Origin of the sequence: Parendozoicomonas haliclonae (genome assembly GCF_900174585.1) — a bacterium.
GTDB lineage: Bacteria > Pseudomonadota > Gammaproteobacteria > Pseudomonadales > Endozoicomonadaceae > Sansalvadorimonas > Sansalvadorimonas haliclonae.
Genome location: NZ_FWPT01000006.1, coordinates 288,910 through 308,956 on the forward strand (window position 1 = coordinate 288,910; position 20,047 = coordinate 308,956).

16 protein-coding genes and 1 riboswitch are annotated in these 20,047 nt (G+C 52.8%); of the genes, 10 read left to right on the top strand and 6 right to left on the bottom strand.

Annotation, left to right across the window (positions count from 1 at the left end):
- Positions 1–8: 8 nt before the first annotated feature.
- Positions 9–1,229, bottom strand: coding sequence for a Zn-dependent hydrolase (locus tag EHSB41UT_RS14470; RefSeq protein ID WP_087111064.1), 1,221 nt, complete (start codon positions 1,227–1,229; stop codon positions 9–11).
- 286 nt (positions 1,230–1,515) lie between these two features.
- Here EHSB41UT_RS14470 and EHSB41UT_RS14475 point away from each other — a divergent pair, with 286 nt between their 5' ends.
- Both EHSB41UT_RS14475 and EHSB41UT_RS14480 read left to right on the top strand, forming a co-directional pair.
- Complete coding sequence (locus EHSB41UT_RS14475; RefSeq protein WP_087111066.1) at positions 1,516–2,286, top strand: threonine/serine exporter family protein; 771 nt, start codon at positions 1,516–1,518, stop codon at positions 2,284–2,286.
- Positions 2,283–2,810 (top strand): threonine/serine exporter family protein, encoded by a 528-nt coding sequence (locus EHSB41UT_RS14480; RefSeq protein WP_087111068.1) that lies wholly within the window; start codon positions 2,283–2,285, stop codon positions 2,808–2,810. The genes EHSB41UT_RS14475 and EHSB41UT_RS14480 overlap by 4 nt, the downstream gene beginning before the upstream one ends.
- On the opposite strand, the gene EHSB41UT_RS14485 is transcribed toward EHSB41UT_RS14480, so the two are convergent.
- The 5 genes from EHSB41UT_RS14485 to EHSB41UT_RS14505 all read right to left on the bottom strand — a co-directional run bounded on the left by EHSB41UT_RS14485 (position 2,807) and on the right by EHSB41UT_RS14505 (position 12,066).
- The gene (locus tag EHSB41UT_RS14485) at positions 2,807–4,357 is read right to left on the bottom strand and encodes a cryptochrome/photolyase family protein (protein WP_087111069.1); all 1,551 of its coding nucleotides are present in this window, start codon (positions 4,355–4,357) and stop codon (positions 2,807–2,809) included. The genes EHSB41UT_RS14480 and EHSB41UT_RS14485 overlap by 4 nt on opposite strands.
- Positions 4,358–4,455: 98 nt before the next feature.
- Positions 4,456–5,562 (bottom strand): M20/M25/M40 family metallo-hydrolase, encoded by a 1,107-nt coding sequence (locus EHSB41UT_RS14490; RefSeq protein WP_087111245.1) that lies wholly within the window; start codon positions 5,560–5,562, stop codon positions 4,456–4,458.
- Between the two features lie 211 nt (positions 5,563–5,773).
- Positions 5,774–7,597: a TonB-dependent receptor domain-containing protein gene (locus EHSB41UT_RS14495; RefSeq protein WP_087111071.1), complete on the bottom strand. Its 1,824-nt coding sequence runs from the start codon at positions 7,595–7,597 to the stop codon at positions 5,774–5,776.
- Positions 7,598–7,711: 114 nt separating this feature from the next.
- Positions 7,712–7,937: riboswitch (cobalamin riboswitch) on the bottom strand.
- A 146-nt stretch (positions 7,938–8,083) separates the two neighbouring features.
- Positions 8,084–10,555 (bottom strand): ethanolamine ammonia-lyase subunit EutB, encoded by a 2,472-nt coding sequence (eutB, locus tag EHSB41UT_RS14500; RefSeq protein ID WP_242667318.1) that lies wholly within the window; start codon positions 10,553–10,555, stop codon positions 8,084–8,086.
- Between the two features lie 53 nt (positions 10,556–10,608).
- Positions 10,609–12,066 (bottom strand): ethanolamine ammonia-lyase reactivating factor EutA, encoded by a 1,458-nt coding sequence (locus EHSB41UT_RS14505; protein ID WP_087111072.1) that lies wholly within the window; start codon positions 12,064–12,066, stop codon positions 10,609–10,611.
- Positions 12,067–12,761: 695 nt separating this feature from the next.
- Here EHSB41UT_RS14505 and EHSB41UT_RS14510 point away from each other — a divergent pair.
- The 8 genes from EHSB41UT_RS14510 (at position 12,762) to eutJ (ending at position 20,022) form a co-directional block, all read left to right on the top strand.
- Complete coding sequence (locus EHSB41UT_RS14510) at positions 12,762–14,126, top strand: ethanolamine ammonia-lyase subunit EutB (protein WP_087111074.1); 1,365 nt, start codon at positions 12,762–12,764, stop codon at positions 14,124–14,126.
- Positions 14,127–14,139: 13 nt separating this feature from the next.
- On the top strand, positions 14,140–15,054 hold the full coding sequence (gene eutC, locus EHSB41UT_RS14515) for an ethanolamine ammonia-lyase subunit EutC (RefSeq protein WP_242667319.1): 915 nt from the start codon (positions 14,140–14,142) through the stop codon (positions 15,052–15,054).
- Positions 15,055–15,180: 126 nt separating this feature from the next.
- A complete protein-coding gene (gene eutL, locus EHSB41UT_RS14520) occupies positions 15,181–15,834 on the top strand; it encodes an ethanolamine utilization microcompartment protein EutL (RefSeq protein WP_087111076.1) in 654 nt (217 codons plus the stop codon).
- A 35-nt stretch (positions 15,835–15,869) separates the two neighbouring features.
- On the top strand, positions 15,870–16,538 hold the full coding sequence (locus EHSB41UT_RS25030; RefSeq protein WP_087111078.1) for a BMC domain-containing protein: 669 nt from the start codon (positions 15,870–15,872) through the stop codon (positions 16,536–16,538).
- 27 nt (positions 16,539–16,565) lie between these two features.
- Positions 16,566–18,029 (top strand): acetaldehyde dehydrogenase (acetylating), encoded by a 1,464-nt coding sequence (locus EHSB41UT_RS14530; RefSeq protein ID WP_087111080.1) that lies wholly within the window; start codon positions 16,566–16,568, stop codon positions 18,027–18,029.
- Between the two features lie 55 nt (positions 18,030–18,084).
- Positions 18,085–18,372, top strand: coding sequence for a BMC domain-containing protein (locus EHSB41UT_RS14535; protein ID WP_087111082.1), 288 nt, complete (start codon positions 18,085–18,087; stop codon positions 18,370–18,372).
- A gap of 75 nt (positions 18,373–18,447) precedes the next feature.
- Positions 18,448–19,080, top strand: a complete 633-nt coding sequence (gene pduL / locus EHSB41UT_RS14540) for a phosphate propanoyltransferase (protein ID WP_087111084.1) — start codon at positions 18,448–18,450, stop codon at positions 19,078–19,080.
- Between the two features lie 39 nt (positions 19,081–19,119).
- The gene (eutJ, locus tag EHSB41UT_RS14545; protein ID WP_242667320.1) at positions 19,120–20,022 is read left to right on the top strand and encodes an ethanolamine utilization protein EutJ; all 903 of its coding nucleotides are present in this window, start codon (positions 19,120–19,122) and stop codon (positions 20,020–20,022) included.
- Positions 20,023–20,047 lie beyond the last annotated feature (25 nt).

The following is a 20,047-nucleotide window of genomic DNA, read 5'->3' on the forward strand; positions in this document are numbered from 1 at the left end:
TCCTTGGCTTATTCAGCGAGTCGCTCGATGGCGCGGGTCAGAATCTGAGAGGCATTCCAGATATCCTGGAACGGGGTGAACTCTTCAGGGTTGTGGCTGATACCATTGTTGGATGGCACAAAGATCATCGCAGTTGGCATGATCTTGGCCATGTACATGGCATCGTGGCCAGCACCGCTCAGCATGGAGCGATGGGTGATGTTTTCATCGATGCAGGCATCGGTCAGAACGCCGGCAATATCACGGTCCAGCTGAACCGGCTTCTCGGCAGACAGTGGAGTGACTTTGACGTCTACACCCTGAATGCTTTCAACGTGCGCCAGCAGGCCATCAACTACGCGCTGGATGCTCTCTTCCTGAACGCCGCGGATATCCACGCTCATGGTGACCAGACCAGGAATAACGTTCATGCTGTTCGGGGTTACGTCCAGCTGGCCAACAGTACCCACAGTGCCATGGCTTGCTTCGCTGGAAGCCAGAGCGTTCAGAGTGGTGACGATGGACGCGGCAGATACCAGCGCATCGTGACGCAGGCCCATCGGAGTTGCGCCGGAGTGGTCGGCAACGCCGTTCAGCTGAATACGGAAACGGGTAGGAGCAGCAATACCGGTCACAACACCGATGCTGATCTTCTCTTCTTCCAGTACACGACCCTGCTCGATATGGCACTCGAGGAAGGCTTTGTACTGGGAAGGATCAATACGGGCTTCGTCCAGACGATCCGGGCCGAAACCATTATCTGCCAGTGCATCAAAAACAGTTTTGCCTTCCGCATCCGGGCTTTGCTTCCACTTTTCCAGATCGGCAAAGCCGGTCATCAGCTTGCTGGCCATACAGGAGTGGCCGAAGCGGCTGGATTCTTCGGCACGGAAAGCGATCAGCTCAACCGGATGGCGCAGGCCTTTGTCTTTCAGGGTGATCAGGGTTTGCAGGCCGGCGAGAACACCAATGGTGCCGTCGTACTTACCACCATTAGGAACGGTGTCCAGGTGGGAACCGGTAGCGATGGCCGGAGCCTGCGGATCGGTACCTTCAATACGGGCAAAGAGGTTGCCGAAGGCATCAGTGCGGTGAGAGATATTCTCGGCATCGAGAATGGATTTTACGTAGTCGTAGGCTTGCTGTTCCAGATTGGTAAACGCGAGGCGCTGCATACCGGTAGCAGTTTCACCGATACGACCAAGATCCTGGAAAATTGCCTCAAGTCTGGAGGGGGATAAACCGGGCATTTTCTCTACTCTCAAAACAAAAAATATAGTGCTGCGAGAGAAAGGGAATCTTGATGTGGGTCACCCGAAACGTATGGTTTACCAATGATTTATAAAGTGTTTACAAAATGACCTGAAACTGTTGTTTAGACAGGTTTTCTGCAGAGGTGTTGGCAAATATAAATAACTGAAAAATGACTATTGATCTGCATCATTTTTGAGCCATTAGTAAGTCTGTATCTTTAGCCGCCCTCTCGCCGAGAGGCCTGCACTTTCTCTTCTTTACTCTTTATTGGATGGAGTCTCTATGCCCGTTGTTCAGGCCAGGGATGTTGCCCGCCTGTTGGTTGATATTGGCGTTTTGCTGTTACGTTCCGGGGCGCATACCGAGCGCACAATTCGTAACCTCAAACGCTTTGCTGCATCGTTTGGTTATCAGACAGAAATCTTTGTCGCTTTCTCTGGCGTAACCATTACCGTGCAGAACGAGGAAGGTGAAGAGTATACGACTCTGTTCGGGCGGGTTGAGAACCACGGTGTGCATCTGGCGACAGTGGCAGCCATCAGCCAGTTAAGCTGGCGGGTAGCGGATGAACCATGCGCCATTTCCGAGCTGCGTTCGGAAATTCGCCGTATCAAGGCTTTACCTCATTACCCCAAGTGGCTGATTGTGCTGATGATTGGCATCAGTTGCGGTGCTCTGGCTCGTATTGCCGGTGCTGACTGGCCGGTCGTGGGACTTACAGCTCTGGCTTCTTCAATCGCTTTGCTGGTACGCATGAAACTCCAGCAATGGCGGGTTAACAATCTGTTGGTGGTTCTGGCTTCGGCCATGGTGGCCAGTATGGTGGGCAGCACGGCACATATACTGGAACTGGGTTCGACCAGCGGTCTGGCGACAGCGGCTTCGGTACTGTTTCTGATTCCCGGTGTGCCATTAATTAATGCGGTGATTGATATGATCAACGGCCATATGACCACAGGAATAGGCCGTGGCGCGATGGGGTTGGCGATCTCTTTCTCACTGGCCGGTGGAATGCTGATTGGCATGCAGATGATGGGAGCCCCGGCACTGTGATTACTGATGCAACTTATATGCTGGAGCTGTTTGAACCTGTTGTTATGGCGGGTATTGTTTCGGCTGGCTTTGGTATTTTGTTCAGTCTGCCGATGCGTACTCTGTTGGCGACCGTCTTGCTGGGCGCAGTGGGGGTCTTTGTCCGCATTAGCCTGATCAATCTGGGCTGGAGCATTATTGGCGGCTCGTTTATGGCTGCGTGCACCATTGGCTTGCTGAGTATGTTTCTGTCATGGCGTTTTCATGCGCCCTGCGTGGTGTTTTCCATGCCGGCGGTGATTCCTCTGGTGCCAGGGGTTTTTGCCTACCGAACCATGCTGGGTATTCTGGCCTTTACCGAGAAAGGGGCTCTGGATATGCAGCTGATGACAAGCATTTCCAGTAACGGTTTGAATACAGCGTTTATGTTCCTGTGTCTGGCTGTGGGAGTGTCTCTGCCCAACCTGTTGTTGCGGGGTTCCAGTATTCGTAGTGTTCTGGGGCTGTATCGTTTGCGGTCTGATCAGAACAATAATCAGAACTAAAGGCTGTTCAGGTCCTTCAGCAGGGCATTGGCGTGTTTAATAATGCCCTGCTTTTCAGCGTTCTCTCTTTTATCCCAGCCTTTAAACAGCATTGAGATGCGGGGATTGTTCTCCAGCCGTTTGCGGTGTCGGTTCATAAAGTGCCAGTACAGACTGTTAAAAGGACAGGCGGTTTCGCCGGTTTTGAGTTTGACGTTGTACTGACAGCCTGAGCAGTAGTCACTCATCTTCTGGATATAGTTGCCACTGGCCGTATAAGGCTTGGAGGCAATCAGCCCGCCATCGGCAAACTGACTCATTCCCCGGGTATTGGGCATCTCCACCCATTCGATGGCATCGATATAAATGCCCAGATACCACTCATCGACCTGTTCCGGAGCAATGCCGGTCAGCAGACAGAAATTCCCAGTAACCATAAGTCGCTGAATGTGGTGGGCATAGGCGTATTCAAGAGACTGATCGATGGCCTGCTTCATACAGTTCATTCGAGTGTTGCCGTCCCAAAAAAAGGCAGGCAGTTTGTTGCTGGCTTTGAGTTCGTTCTTGTTGGCATAGTCCGGCATATTAGCCCAGTACATTCCCCGCATATATTCCCGCCAGCCCAGAATCTGACGAACAAACCCTTCTATCTGCGCCAGTGAAATATCTTTGGGGTTGTCCTGCCAGGCCTTGATGGCTTTGTTGATCACATCTCCAGGAGAGAGCATTTTGCTGTTCATGGCAAAGGACAGACGGGAGTGATAAAGGCTCCAGCTGTGAGGGCTGTTTGCGGTCATGGCATCCTGATAGGTACCAAACTGGCTCAGGCAATAATCGCAAAAGAACTTCAGCAGCTTAAGGGATTGCTGGCGGGTGGTAGGCCAGAGCAATGTGTCGGAACATTGACCAATGGTTTTTACCTTGTGTTTCTTGATGCGGTCGAGAATGGGACGAATATCGTTCTTAAAAATCAGCGGTTGAGGAATGTTCCTAAGCTCGGATGCAGGAATCTTTTTGCGGTTCTCGGTATCAAAGTTCCAGCGATTGCCAACCGGCTCATCGCCTTCCATAAGAATATTGAAGCGCTTACGCATTTTCCGATAAAAGCTCTCCATACGGATCGCTTTATTTGCCGGAAACAGCTTGCTGATCTCCTCCTCTGGCACAAGAAAGTGCTCAGTTTCGTAAGCTGTTATTTCCACCTTGCCTAAAGATAGAGCTTTCAGCTGTTTGCGCAGGCGATACTCATCAGGCAGCTGATACTCAAAATGTGCAACCTTGTGCTTTTTGCAGAGTTGCGCGAGCAGGTCAGGCAGATCTTGATAATCCGAGGTTTGATCCAGTGTGAGATGAATAACCTGATGTCCGGCTTTCTGCAGCGCTGTGGCAAAGTTATCCATAGCCTGAAAGAACGCCGCAACTTTCTGAACATGATGGCGGACATAGTCGGTTTCCTGCCGCAGCTCAGCAATGAGGTAGAGGCAGTTTTTATCTTTCTTCTTAAACCAGCTGTGGGACGCATTGAGCTGGTCGCCCAGTATCAGGCGTAGAGTCTGATAACCAGCCATTCCTTTTATCTGCCTGTTTTATTCATTATTAATGCAGATTAATCCGGCATGGCAGAGTTGTCATGCCGGGTTCGAAGTGGAGTGTTCGTGGCTTGGTGTTAGTGCGTCAGATAATGCTTCAGCGCTTCAGTAATCTTTTCCATATCACTGATCGCAATAAACTCATCAACGGTGTGAACCTTGGACATACCGGTCGACAGGTTAACAGTCACCAGACCTTTCTCGTTGAAGTTGTTGGCATCGCTGCCGCCGCCAGTGCTCTTCAGTTCTGGCTGCATGTCCAGAGCCTTGAAGGTTTCCATCACTTCCAGTACGTGCGGGTGGCCATCGGCAATCACAAACGCGTTATAGGCGCGGCTGGTTTCGATAACGATCTCGGCACCATGCTGTGCGCCGGCTTCTTCAAAGGTTTTCACCATATGTTCAACCTGAGCCGCCAGCTTATCGTCGTTCAGGGAACGGGCTTCGGCTTCCAGAGTCATTTCCGGCATCACGATATTGGTGGCCATACCGCCTTTCACCACACCAATATTGGCGGTGGTTTCTGCATCAATACGCAGCAGGTTCATATTGTTTACAGCATCGGCTGCAACCTGAATGGCACTGATACCCTGCTCAGGCGCCAGACCGGCGTGAGCTGCGCGGCCTTTGATGGTGCAGTGGATGGACTGCTGGCCCGGGGCGGAAGTGATAATGGTGCCGATAGGGCCGCCGGAATCCAGAACGATCGCTTTGTTGGAGGTGATGCAGGACATATCGTAATGCTTTGAGCCCAGCAGACCGCCTTCTTCATAAACGGTAAAGGCCAGCTCGATGGTCTTGTGCTCAAGGTTCTCTTCCTTGATGCAGCGCACCGCTTCCATAATCGCAGCGATACCGGATTTGTCGTCACCACCCAGGATGGTATTGCCTTTGGAACGGATGATGCCGTCTTCAATCACAGGCTCAATACCGATGCCCGGAGTCACGGTATCCATATGGCAGCTCAGTACAACGCTGTCGTCCAGCTGGCCTTCCAGGCGTGCGTAGATATTGAAACCGTTGGTGATCTCTGCGGATACCGGCAGCTTCTGAACGGAGAAGCCCATCATGCCGAGCTGCTCAGCTAGAGTCTCGGCAATACGCTTTTCATTGCCGCTCTCACTGTCGATTTTTACCAGTTCGATAAAGTGTTGTACCAGACGATCACTGTTGATTTGAGCCACTGCGTATCCTTGGTTGGTGCACAAAAAAATGACCCGGTGATTATAAGGAGGACGGTTGGTGCGCCCCATAAAGACAGGTACGGATACAAGGAAGGTGAGTTATCTGATTGGCCGCAGGGCGATGCGTTTTATAGCCTGGAGAGTGGGGGATTACGGATGGTTGCTGGAGGAACCGGATCAGCCCTTGAGCTGATCCGGTTTGCGGAAAGATTTAGATTTCCGGAGTCCAGGTTACGGAAGCCATTACGCCACGGGATGGTTCGTTGTAGCCAAGAACGGTTTCATACTTCTTGTTCAGCAGGTTAGTCAGCTTAACTTCAGTCTTGATCGTCTTGGTTGCCTGCCATGCACCGCGCAGGTCAACAACAGCAAAGCCGTCAATGCGTTCCTTATTAGCAGCATCATCATAGGAATGACTTTGTGCTCTCAGGCTACCGCCGAGGGTAAATTGCGCAATCTTCTTGTCGATATCGACGTTGAGATTCTGCTTGGCACGACGATACAGAACATTGTCAGTTTTCTTATCTTTAGGGTCGAGCAGAGTCAGGTTTGCAGCAACAGTCCAGTCGTTAAGTGCTGCGCTGATTGCCATTTCAACACCACGGATACGGGCAGAGTCCACATTCATTGGCTGGGACAGAGTCGAGCCCGGCTTTTTCGCCCAGGCAATCATATCGTCGATATCATTCTGGAAGGCGGCAACAGACCACTGACCCAGACTGTATTTGCCGCGCAGTTCCAACTCCGCATTTTTGGAAGTTTCCGGTTTTACATCCGGGTTACCACTGCCTGGCCAGTAAAGGTCATTAAAGGTCGGAGCACGGAATGCAGTACCGTAACTGGCAATAAGGCGCATATCAGCCGGGAGATTGTAGCCATAGGCAATGTTGCCGGTGGTCTTGTCACCGTAATCTTCATTTTTGTCACGACGAACAGCCAACTGCAGATCACTGCTGGAGAAGGTGGTCAGACTTTGCAGGAAGACTGCTTTATTGGTGCGGGAGGTTGCGGTGTAATTCTTGGCACTGTCGATCTCATCTTTGGAGTAGTCGAAGCCTGCTGTCAGCAAGGTATCCTCGGTCACAGAGATATCGTTCTGCCAGGTAGCCAGATGACGAGTGGTTTTATAGGTGCTCGGGTAATCCGTCTGCAGGGTTTCACTTTCATCAATAGTGCGGGACAGGCTCAGGCTGCTCTGCCAGATATCGTTAACATCGTAGCTGCCTTTGGCCGCAAGGGTTTGAACCTTGAAGTTGTAGTGAGGATCGAAGCCCGCTTTGTTGACGTCATATTCCGTTTTGCCTTCACCCTGATAAAAGCTCACACCGGCGTTCAGTTTTTGTGAGAACTTGTGGTCCAGCTTCAGGCTGACCGTAGTGTTGTCGTAAGCATCACGGTCATCGTTGTCTTTTGGGGTGTCGTTGGTGCGGTCGTAGCCATCAGTGATAAAGCGTGAAACACCAATGTGGTAGCTGGTGGTTTCGTTACCCGCACCGAAGTTGGCATTCAAAATACGAGTCTTGTCGCTACCATACCCGGCCTGCACGGACATGTGCTGGGCGCCTTTGCCTTTGCGGGTAATGATATTAACAACGCCACCGATCGCATCGGCGCCGTAAAGGCTCGCTTTAGGACCACGAACTACTTCGATACGCTCAATCTGATCCGGGTTCAGGTACTGAAGGGCAGGGGAGCCATTGGTTGCACTGCCAATACGCTGACCATCCATCAGTACAATAGACTGGGATGGTGAGGTGCCACGAATCAGCATGTCAGTATTGGAGCCGGGGCCGCCATTGGAACGGATCTGAACGCCAGGCAGTTTCGCCAGCAACTCAGGCACACTCTGAGCCTGAGACTGTTCAATATCCTTGCGAGTAATCACAGAAACCGAAGCCAGAGTCTGGTCAACAGTCTGTGCAGTACGGGCTGCGGTAACAACCACTTCGTCCATCTTGTAGACGTTATCTGTCGCGTGAGCGGAAACCGCTACCGCCAATGGCAGCAGGGTAATGGAAAACTTTTTAAGGTACATATGTGTCCGTCTGGTGTCGTGTGTGATTGCGACTAACGGGCAGGGGAAGGGGCGGTCAGACCTTCTTTCTTATCGAAGCAAGTCATCCCGGAAACCATGGTTATCCCGCCTGGCCACCGTTGGCATTTAAAGGCAGGTCTCCTGGCTCCAGGTTAAGCATCTCTACCTTCCTTCCCGGTTTCCCAGTGGATGACTCCGGCGTGTGTGTACCGGATAGATAGAGACTGGCCTGTTACAGTTGCGGGTACAGCTCAGGTCTTACACCTGATTCCCTCTTGCCGCTTCACAGAATAGTGCCAATTGGCAAAGTGAAGCAGACACCTTTAGCTGAGGAGGAATGTAAGGGAAGAATGATAGGCAAGTATATAAATTGTTTATGCGTCTATCCGTGTTGTGTGTAGGTGTTTTGCGCATGGTTGGTGGGTTGAAAAAAGCCCGCCCATTCATTTCTGAACAGGCGGGCTCTGTTGTGCTCAAGACGGGGAGTTAGCTGGTAAAGCTGGTCTCGATTTTGTGCTGAATCATCAGATCGCGGGCGGCAGGGGTGATCAGTGCGCCCCGACGAATAGTGATGGTGCAGGCGCCGCCGTGCAGAACCTTGCGGATATCGGCTTCGGAGATCAGCTTCTGGCCGCTGAAGTCGGCACCACCGTCAACAGTCTCCGCAGCTTGTGGCGCAGTCTGCTGGGCAGATGCAGGTGCTACAACAGTTGGCTCAGCCTTCGCAGTCTTGGTCAGGCTGGCACCCAGAATGGTGTTCAAACGGTTGCCTGCTGCCTTGTTCACCAGAATCTGGTGAGTACGCTCGGCAACCAGTGCGCCGGCTTCGATGGGTGGAATGCCGCCGTAGTAGATGTTGTTAACGACAGTGTCCTCAAAACCGATGGTGCTGTCGCCGGAGTATTCCACAGCCTTGCTACGGGTCTCTTCATCGTTGATGTTGTACACCATATAGGCGGACATGGAACGGGAAGAGCGGGCGTCGCCCCCTGGGCGTTCACCCAGCAGCATGATCACGACTTTGGCATTGATGGCTTCGGCAATGGATTCAGACAGCTTCACCCGGCCGTGTGGCACAACAATGGTCTGACCCAGAGTGTAACCACGGGCACGCAGACCATCTTCCAGAACCGGCAGCATATCCGGCACGCTGTGGTGAACCGCTTCTGCGGACAGACCATCGGTGACTACGATCTGGATATCCCTATTCTCGTGGGAGAGCTTGGCCAGACTTTCCGCGTTCAGGCGGGCACCCATATCCGGAGCGTTGTGGTGCTCTTCAATACAACCCGCTTCGGAATCCAGACGACGGAAGTTCAGTGCTGCAAACTCATCCATACGAATGGTGGAGCGAGCAGCTTCACGGGCGATAGCAATGTTGCTGCGCAGTTCACGGGCTACGGAGTTTTTCATCCGTGGGCCGGCAGTCGGTACACGCTTAACGGTCTTGTCAGTGTTGCTGAAGCCATAGTTCTGCGGCACGGATTCCATAAGTGCCTGGAACTCTTCGTCAGACTTACAGAACATGCGCGGGTTACCCCAGTTCTCACCGCGGGTGATGTTGCCTTCTTCATCTTCCTTGAAGATGCCTTTGGCCAGACACCACTGGTAGTGCTCTGGAGTGGTGCGGTAGTTGTAGATTTCCCGCATGGTCTGGTCATCGTGACCGCTGGTATCGAAGTACGCCAGCATACGGTCGGCACCCAGATAGACGTCCATGTAGTAGTTCGCGCCGGATGCAGACAGCAGGGAGGTTGCCATCTGCTGGCCTTCCATGGTGATGTCGGCATGCAGGGTGTAGCAAGGTGCCATACCCATAGGCAGGCCGATCAGCTTGCCCATGAAGTGATCCTGTAGGGAGGAGTAGATGCACTCGTGGTTGGTGGCGTGGGTTTCCGGGCCGATAAAGCCGGTCACGTTGTTCACCATGCAAGGATCGTAACGACGACACAAGCCGTAGGTCAGTGCCTCGGTGGTCGCCATATCAATGCCGTTGTGCTTGTTGTAGCTGAACTCAGAGCCCTGACCGGTCTCGAAGTAAATCTGGTGTACACCGCCGTCTTTCAGCAGTGGGCCTTTGGCAGCCATTGTGCGGCAGGCTTCGTCCAGCAGATCAACGGTAACGTCAAACTCTTCAACCAGCGTCGCATCGGTACCGGCCAGAGACTGGAAGATCATCTCAACCGGCGCGCCATTCTCCAGACACTGAAGCTGGGTCTTGATATGGGAGAGTACACAGATCTGGGTTGGAACACCGTGCTCACGACGGACCTTGTCAAACAGGTGCAGACAGGAAGAGATATTCTCAACAGTATCTTCTGCCGGGTTCAGACCAAACATCAGGTCACCGCTGCCCATGGACATACCGATGTACAGCTGGGCGGTAATCGCAGTCAGGTCATCGGTCGGATGGTTAGGCTGAATACGGGAACTCAGGGTGTTTGGCATACCAATGCTGGTACGGGCCTTGGTCGGACGACGAATCTTGCGGGTAGCAAAGATCATGTCGTGTACGTCCATGATCTTGGCAACGGCAGAGACCATCACGCCGGTCATACCGAAGCCGATACGGCGTACTTCCTGCGCATCTGCTTCCAGCAGGTGATCTTTCAGTTCGCCGATGGTCATGGCTGAGATCTCGTTAAAGATCGCCATGTCGATATCGTAGTTAACCCGCATAACGGAATCGACCTGACCCTTGTTATCGGTCAGTGGACGATCATAAAGATGTTGCAGGGTCATATCGGAGAGAATCGCGCGGGCGGCTTCGCGCTCAACTTCATCCCTGGCTGCCAGTCCGGCATTGCGATCACCGGACTTCTCCAGGTCGGCTGCGCCCAGCAGGGCTTTCAGACCGGTGAAGCTGTATTCCCGGTCCAGCATGGTGATGGTGTAGGTTTCATCAGCCTTTGGTGCAGGGACAAAGATTTGATCTAACGGGGTTAATTTTGCGCCCACAGATATCTCTCCATGTGAATAAACACGGTTGTGCAAAGGTAAAATTTGAAGCTCTACTGCATGCCGTAGAACGACACCGGAATAATGTGATGCTGCGGTGCACCAACGTTCACGAATGAGGCTGTGCGATCCGGAACTTCATCAATAACTGTCAGGTTGAGCGGAAGGTTGCGCCAGCGGCTCACATAGTTGCCGATCGCTTTGCCGTAATCATTGGGAACCAGCAGAGCCAGTGGCAGACTGGCCGGGAAAGCGGTGTCTTCCAGCACGGATGCCATACGATCCCCAAAGGCTTTGATATCACTCAGTTCCGGCGCCTTGGCTTCTTCCAGTGGCAGAATCTGCAGACAGGCGCCCCGGGAGCTTTTACGTGCCAGCTCCAGGGCATCCATCATCTGTTGTGCGCAAGCCAGGATCGGCAGTCGGGAAACAATCGGCAAATCCTGCAGCGGTAGATCGTCTGCATTGGTCAGGTAAAGGGTGGTGCCTGAGATTTCCGTGCTGTGCAGGGTCAGTCCGTACACTGTCGCACGACCACGATTGTCTGGTGTGTGGGTACGCAGGTTTTGAGAGAGTAAAGGATGTGCCGCAATGCGTTTACTCAGATCAATACCCAGATCACCAAAGAAGGTAGTGGAAGGCCATGGTTCACCAATGGCATGTTTGTAAAGCAGTTCGCCTACACCGCCGGAATAGGTGATAACCGGGTTGCTGTGACCTTTCAGATCAAAGCGCACCTGTTCATGCATCTGGCCGACAGGTGTGTTAAAGAGGCGGTAATCTCCGGTGACTGTGGCGACAAGCCCGGCAATATAAAAATCGAGAATCTGATCAAGCGTTGGTTGGGAAAGGGTATCCCCGGCTTTGATTGGAAGATTCAGAGCCTTAACGATCTCCTGGCCGAAGCTGGAAACCTCAATCAGTTCGTAAGTGCCCGGTTTGAACTTGAAGTGGCGGGCGCCAATAAAACTACAGCCAGTTGATATCACCTGACCATTAATACCGAGGGCCGGGTTGGTTGTGCCGCCGCCAATATCGAGGTTAATAATGGAGTCGTTTTTATGGAAGCGGGAAAGAACCGAAGTGCCGCCCATAAAGGCCAGCCAGGATTCCAATGATGGATCATCGGCTGTCGCAACAATAATGTCGCCAAACTTTGAACGGACATGGGAGGCAATAATCTCCGCATTATCATTACGGGCTGCCATGCCGGTAATCATCACACCGCCGGAAAACAGTTGTTCCGGGCGGAATCCACATTCATCCAGCCAGTTGCCCAGCAGCTTATCAATAGCCTGTTCCTGGATACGGCCATTGCTGTAAGGGGTAAAGACTGGTTCAGCCCGGTAAAGAATGTCCGGGTTGCTGAAACCCATGCGACCGGTTGTACAGTTCAGGCCGATCTTGGCCTTGGCCACCATGGCACTGGACGTCGTAGTGCCAAAATCAAGACCAATCATCAGGATGTCGTCCTGATGGAGTCTATCGATAGGGGAAGATGGTGATGACATGGACTCGTTCAGCCAGGTAATAACTAACCGCGAAGCAACTAGATGACCATGGTCAATGATCGCGGGACGAACACATTGATCTAGGGCCTGTTGTGATTTGGTGATCGGGCTCAGCTTTCCCGAGAGTTTTCAGGGCTAGGCGTAGCGATGCAGGAATACTGGTGGTCTTTCAAATCGCTACAACGACGCCATGGGAGCTCTCGGGAAAGCCCTTCGGGTGGAACGGAAAGCCACCCCTCGCTGCGTCAGGCTTGCTCAATGTAGGGCAACTACAATTTTCACAAGCCTTTCTAACGATGAATGGCTTTCCGTTTCACTGAGCCGCATCAGCAAATCACAACAGGCCCTAAGCGATGTTATGCCTCCCCTATTTATTGGACTTGATTTGCGTCATTGGTTGATTCCCGTGAAATCACGTTCGGTTGTGTTTGCTTGATGTAAGTCATAAACGAATAGGCGCTGGTAGCAGCCTCTATCTTATTGAATATCGGTGTTTTTTATTGATTTTGATCAGGCGGGGAGAATTTGATTTACGTCAATAACCGGCCGATGGTCGCCTCTGATGTATATCAAATCCGACGACGAACCTTTCCTTTAATCTTGGCAGCCAAATTTATTATCTCACCTCCCGCTTTTTTTAACCTGCGGTTTCAGTTGCGGAAGAGGTGTTTCCCTCAACAGGCAAAGGCTGTCTCATGCTTCTGAAAACCAAGCTGTATGGAAAGGTTTACTCCTTTTCCAGCATCAAGGAAGTGCTCGCCAAGGCCAACGAAAAGCGTTCTGGCGACGTTCTGGCGGGTGTAGCCGCTGAATCTATCACCGAAATGGTGGCTGCCAAGGATGTTCTTTCCCGGCTGACGGTTGCTGATCTGCGTAACAACCCGGTTGTTGCTTACGAAGAAGACGAAGTTACCCGTATCATCCAGGACGATATCAACGAGCGTATCTACGACGAGATCAAGAACTGGTCTATCGCAGAACTGCGTGAGTGGATTCTGGATTACTTCACCACTGGTGAAATGATCCTGCGCAAGAGCCGCGGTCTGACTTCTGAAGTTATCGCTGCTGTTGCCAAGCTGATGACTAACGCCGACCTGATCTACGCAGCCAACAAGATCGAGGTTCTGGCCACCTGTAACACCACCATCGGCCGTCGTGGCACTCTGTCTGCTCGTCTGCAGCCAAACCACACCACTGATGATGTGAACGGTATCCGTATCTCCACTCTGGAAGGTCTGTCCTACGGTATGGGTGACGCGGTACTGGGTCTGAACCCAGTAGACGACACCACCGACAGCATCTACCGCTGTCTGCACCAGTTTGAAGAGATCAAGCAGCGCTGGGAAATCCCAACCCAGAACTGTGTACTGGCACACGTACTGTCCCAGATGGAAGCGGTTGAGCGTGGCGCTCCAGCTGACATGATCTTCCAGTCTATCGCTGGTTCCCAGAAAGGTAACGAAGCGTTCGGTTTCAACGCCGGCCACCTGGCTGAAGCTCAGGACATGATGCTGAAGCAGGGTACCTGTACTGGTCCTAACGTTATGTACTTCGAGACTGGTCAGGGTTCTGAACTGTCTTCCGAAGCGCACCACGGCGCTGACCAGGTGACCATGGAAGCCCGTTGCTACGGTTTCGCCCGTCGCTACAAGCCGTTCCTGGTTAACACCGTAGTTGGCTTTATCGGTCCTGAGTACCTGTACGACGGTAAGCAGGTTATTCGCGCCGGTCTGGAAGATCACTTCATGGGTAAGCTGCACGGCCTGCCAATGGGTGTTGACGCCTGTTACACCAACCACATGAAGACTGACCAGAACGACAACGAGTCTCTGATGACTCTGCTGACCGCTGCTGGCTGTACCTACTTCATGGGTATCCCGTCTGGTGACGACATCATGCTGATGTATCAGACCTCCGGCTTCCACGACGTTGCCACTATGCGTGACATCTTCGACAAGCGCCCAATTCGTGAATTCGAACTGTGGTGTGAGCGCATGGGCATTATGGAAAACGGCCGTCTGACCCCGCGTGCGGGTGATGCGTCCATCTTCCTGAAGTAAGGAGCAGGCTGGAATGATTTCTGAAAACGAACTGAAAGACCTGATTGGCAAAGTCCTGCAGGAAATCGGTACCAACGAAGGCCAGCAGGCTGAAGTTGTTGCTAAGGTTGCTTCCGCCATGGCTTCCCAGCCTGTCGCCAACAGCGTTGTTGAAGACGTTGCTGACGCGGATCTGCCTGACATCACCGCTGTGGATATGTCTGACTACTTTGCGGTCAAGGGTGCAGAGAACGAAGCTGAATACCGCAAGCTGAAGAAGAACACCCCTGCGCGTCTGGGTATCGGCCGTGCCGGTCCTCGTTACACCACTGAAAGCATGCTGCGCTTCCGCGCTGACCACGCTGTGGCTATCGACGCAGTATTCAACGAAGTTCCTCAGGAATTCGTTGATGAGCACGGTCTGGTTTCTGTTCAGACCCGTGTTGACGACAAGGACATGTACGTGACCCGTCCTGACCTGGGTCGTCTGCTGAACGACGCCAGCGTTGACGTGATCAAGAGCAGCTGCAAGAAGAACCCTGATGTTCAGATCGTAGTCGCTGATGGTCTGTCTTCTTCCGCGATCACTGCCAACCTGCGCAACATCCTGCCAGCTCTGAAGCAGGGTCTGGAAGGCTACGGCTACAGCGTAGGTGACACCATCTTCGTTAAGTTCGGCCGCGTAGGTTCCATGGACCACATCACCGAAATCACCGGCGCCAAGGCGACTGTGATGCTGGTAGGTGAGCGTCCAGGACTGGCAACCGGCGAATCCATGGGTTGCTACATGACCTGGGAAGGCCGTGTCGCCATGCCGGAAGCGGGTCGTACCGTAATCTCCAACATCCACCGTCGTGGTACTCCTGCTGCTGAAGCAGGTGCGCATATCGCGAACATCGTTAAGAAGATGTTCGAGAACAAGTGCTCCGGCGTTGACCTGAAGTTGTAATCCACAATTTCACTTGATGGACAGTTGTCGTATTAATGCTCACGAAAATGAGTGCGGCAATTGTCCTAAACGAGTTTAAACAGCCGGGTGCCGACAGGGTTCCGGGCTGAGAAAGAGGAAATTGAGATGAAAGGTGATCGTCTGGGTGCCAGCGTACTGGCCGTTAAAATGATCCCGAACGTTGATGCTGCCATGGCTGAAAAGCTGGGCATGCCAAAGGGCTGGAAGAGCCTGGGTATCCTGACTGCGGATGCTGACGACGTAACTTACTGCGCGCTGGATGAAGCGACCAAGAACTCCGAAGTTGTTGTGACTCTGGGTAAGAGCTTCTACGGCGGTGCCGCCAACGCCAACTCCAAGCTGGCTGGTGAAGTTATCGGCATGATCGCTGGTCCTAGCCCTGCGGAAGTTCGCAGCGGTCTGAATGTGACCATCGACTGCATCGAGAACGAGTTTGCATTCATCAGTGCCAACGAAGATGACAGCATTGCGTACTTCGCACAGTGCGTATCCCGTACTGGCAGCTTCCTGGCCAACATGGCCGGCATCAAGGAAGGCGAGCCTCTGGCTTACCTGATCGCTCCTCCTCTGGAAGCTATGTACGGTCTGGACGCAGCCCTGAAAGCGGCTGACGTAACCCTGTGCCAGCTGTTTGAACCACCATCAGAAACCAACTTCGGTGGCGCTCTGCTGACCGGTACCCAGTCTGCCTGTAAAGCAGCCTGTGATGCCTTCGCGGATGCCGTGAAGTTTGTTGCAGAAAACCCTAAGCATTTCTGAGTGGCTGACGCAGAAACGGATATCAGGTGGCGACCATGAGTACTCTGGAAGGACAGAAAGTCCACAACTGGAATCGGGCGGCAGGATTTATTGAGGTCATCGGTTATCCCGCTGCCGTGGAAGCTGCTGATGCCTGCGTAAAGTCTGCGAATGTTGAATTAATCGGTTTGAGAAAAGCGGATGCCGGTCTGGTAACCGTGATTGTTTGTGGTGATGTTGGTGCGGTTAAAGCGGCTGTTGAAGCCGGTACCGTAGCGGCAGACCGGGTTGGTCGTGTGGCATCCAGCCATGTGATTCCACGCCCTGATCATTCTGTAATGGACGTATTTGAAAAGCCTTTCAAAAAGAAGGGCAGCAAGCCGGCCGAACCTGTTCGCACAGATTCTGAACAAAAAGAATCCGTGATCGAGCAGCCGGAGGTGGCTGAAGTCAATATCGAGCCAGAAACAGAACAGAAACAATCAGTGCCAATGACGGATGTCAATACATCCGAAACAGGTCCGCAGGAAACTGCCGGCTCTGCTCAGCACGACTCTGAAGGCGCAGTTCTCACTGCAGAACAGCTGCGCTCATATCGAACCGTTGAACTCAGGAATCTGGCTCGTCAGCTCCCGGGCATTGGTCTGAGTAAAAATCAGATCAAGTTCGCCAAGAAGGATGAGCTGATCAAAGCCATTACTGCTCATAACGAAGCCAACAATTGATGGCTCGGAAGAGCAAGGTGAGAAAAATTGGAACTGTTAGATAAAGATCTTCTTTCCGTACAGAACGTACGTACCCTGCTGCGTAAAGCAAAAGCAGCTCAGCTGGTTCTGGCAGAATACGACCAGGCTCGTGTAGACACCCTGGTTAAGGCCATGGCCGACGTTGCCGAGCTGCACGCTCGTGAACTGGCGGAAATGGCTCACGAAGAGACTGGCTTCGGCAAGGTTGAAGACAAAGTCACCAAGAACCTGCTGGCCAGCCGTATCCTGTGGGATTCCATCAAGGATATGAAGACTGTCGGCATTATCGCCGAGAAGCCTGAGCAGAAGATGTTTGAAGTTGGCGTACCTTTCGGCATCGTTGCCGGTCTGGTGCCTTCTACCAACCCAACGTCTACTGCCATCTACAAGGCAATGATTTCCATCAAGTCCGGTAACGCGATCGTTATCAGCCCGCACCCGTCTGCGCTGAAAGCCATCATCCGTACCGTTGAACTGCTGCGCGGCGCTCTGGCCCGTCACGGCGCTCCAGAAGATCTGATCAGCGTTATGACTGTTCCGACTCTGGAAGGTACTTCCGAACTGATGAAGAACCAGGACACCGGCATCATTCTGGCTACTGGCGGCTCCGCCATGGTTCGCGCTGCATACAGCTCCGGTACTCCGGCTCTGGGTGTAGGTCCTGGTAACGTTCCTGCGTTCATCGAGCGTACTGCTGACATCAAGAAAGCCGTACACCACGTGATTACCAGTACCACTTTCGACAACGGCACCATCTGCGCTTCCGAGCAGCACGTAGTGGTTGAACACGCTATCGCTGATCAGGTGAAAGCTGAGATGATTGCTCAGGGCTGCTACTTCCTGAACGAAGCCGAAATCGCCAAGGTTGAGAAGGTTATCGTAAACGAGCGTGGTGGTCTGAACGCCCGTATCGTAGGTAAGGCTGCCACTGTTATCGCTGAGATGGCTGGTGTGCAGGTTCCTGCTTCTACCCGCGTTCTGGTGGGCGAGCAGGGCCGCAACAACGTAGGCAAGAAGTTCCCGTTCTCCTGGGAAAAGCTGTCTCCGCTGCTGGGCTTCTACCGCGTAAACGATGCACACGACGCCTGCGAACTGTGCCTGGATCTGCTGACTTACGAAGGTGCTGGCCATACTCTGGCTATCCACACCCAGAACGATGCTCTGGTACGTGAATTCGCTCTGAAGAAGCCGGTTTCCCGTCTGGTAGTTAACACTCCATCTACCCACGGTGGTGTTGGTGCGACCACTGGTATCGCTCCTGCGTTCACTCTGGGCTGTGGTTCTGTTGGTGGTTCCGCGACTTCCGACAACGTGACTCCGCTGAACCTGATTACCAAGCGCTACGTGGCTTACGGTCTGATCGAGCCTGAAGAGCTGTCTCCAGCTCCTGCCGCTGCGACCGTTGAAGCGGCTGGCGTAGATATCGAAGCAATTACCCGCATGGTACTTGCTCAACTGCAAGGTCGTTAATTCGACCTTACAGAACTGAAACGTATTTATTCAATTCCTCTGAGGAGTAATCAAAATGGCTATTTCTAACGCTCTGGGCATGATCGAAACCAAGGGTCTGGTAGGCGCTGTTGAAGCTGCTGACGCTATGGTTAAAGCTGCTAACGTTACCCTGATCGGTAAAGAAACTGTTGGTGGCGGTCTGGTAACTGTACTGGTTCGTGGTGACGTTGGCGCTGTTAAAGCTGCTACCGACGCTGGCGCTGCTGCTGCTGAGCGTGTTGGCGAGCTGATCTCCGTACACGTTATCCCACGTCCACACTCTGAAGTTGAAGTTATCCTGCCTGCTTCCAAGGCTGAGTAATTTTTCTTCCTTAGCGGGACCTGTGCCTTAACGGCACAGGTCCCGTTTTGCCTTCCCCTTGAAAGTTAGCAGTACATGAATATTTCCGAGCAGCAGATCCAGCAGGTTATTAGCAAGGTGATGGCCGAAATGAACGGCGCTCATCTTGTTCCTATTGAAGCCTCCGCACGTCACGTTCACCTGAGCCAGGCAGACGTTGACCTTCTGTTCGGCGAAGGCCATCAGCTCACTCCTTCCCGTGAGCTGTCCCAGCCTGGTCAGTACCTGTGCGAAGAGCGTATTTCCGTTATCGGCCCTAAGGGTTCTTTCCAGAACGTTGCAGTACTGGGTCCGGTACGTCCTGATTCTCAGGTAGAAATTTCTCGTACGGATGCCCGTACCATCGGTGTTAACGCGCCAATCCGTGAGTCCGGTGATGTTGCTGGTACCCCAGGTCTGGTTCTGGTTGGTCCTAAAGGCGTATCCCGTATCGAGAGCGGTGTCATCGTTGCCCGTAACCACATCCACATGACTTCTGCTGACGCAGCGGCCATGGGTGTACAGGACAAGCAGCTGGTCAGCGTAAAAGTTGGCGGCGAACGTCCGGTGACCTTCCACAACGTTGTTGTGCGTGTGAAAGACTCTTTCGCTCTGGCCATGCACATCGACTATGACGAAGCCAACGCTGTTGAGCTGGGTCGTGACACCAAAGGTGAAGTGATTCACTAAGTAGTGATTCATTGCATCAGGTTTGAGAGATAGAAGACGATGACCGATCATCAAAAAGCCTCCGAAAACATTGCTTCCGAAAGCTCTGGGATGAGCAACTACGAAGCCAAGCGCTCAGATGCCATGATCGCAGCGGTAGAGCGTAGCCTGACCAAGACAGGCAAGGTTCGCAGTGGTGATGATCTGGTCGTCGGTGTTGACCTGGGTACCGCCTACATCGTACTCGTGGTTCTCGACCGCAAGCGTAAGCCGGTCGCGACCGAGATGCAGTTTGCCCAGGTTCTGAAGGATGGCGTAGTGGTCGATTATATCGGCGCGCTGCGTATTGTCCGTGAACTCAAACAGAAGCTTGAAGACCGTCTGGGTGTGGAACTGACCCGGGCGGCCATCGCCATGCCTTCCGGTACGCCGGAGTCCGAGTGCAAGGCGCACCGTCACATTGTTGAGAGCACCGGGATGGATGTGATCAACATGCTTGACGAGCCAACTGCAGCCAACCGGGTTCTGAATATTCAGAACGGTGCGGTTGTGGATATCGGTGGTGGCACCACCGGCCTGTCCATCTTCAAGGATGGTGAAGTGGTTTACACCATGGATGAAGCCACTGGCGGTACACACCTGACTCTGGTGCTGGCCGGCAACTACCACAAGTCCTTTGAAGATGCCGAGGCCTTCAAAAAGAATTCTGACAATCACCGTGAAGTCGTAGGTGTTGTACGTCCGGTGATTGAAAAGATGGGCACTATCGTCCATCGCCATATTCAGGGTTACGACGTGAACGATATCTTCCTGGTTGGCGGTACCACCTGCCTGCCGGAGTTTGAAGAGATCGTTGAAAAGCAGACCGGCGTTCGTACCCGCAAACCGAAGAATCCGTTCCTGGTAACTCCTCTCGGTATCGCGATCAGTGCTCTGGAAGCGCTTGAAGCAGAAGAGAAATAAAGAGTAAGGCAAGGGATAACGGACA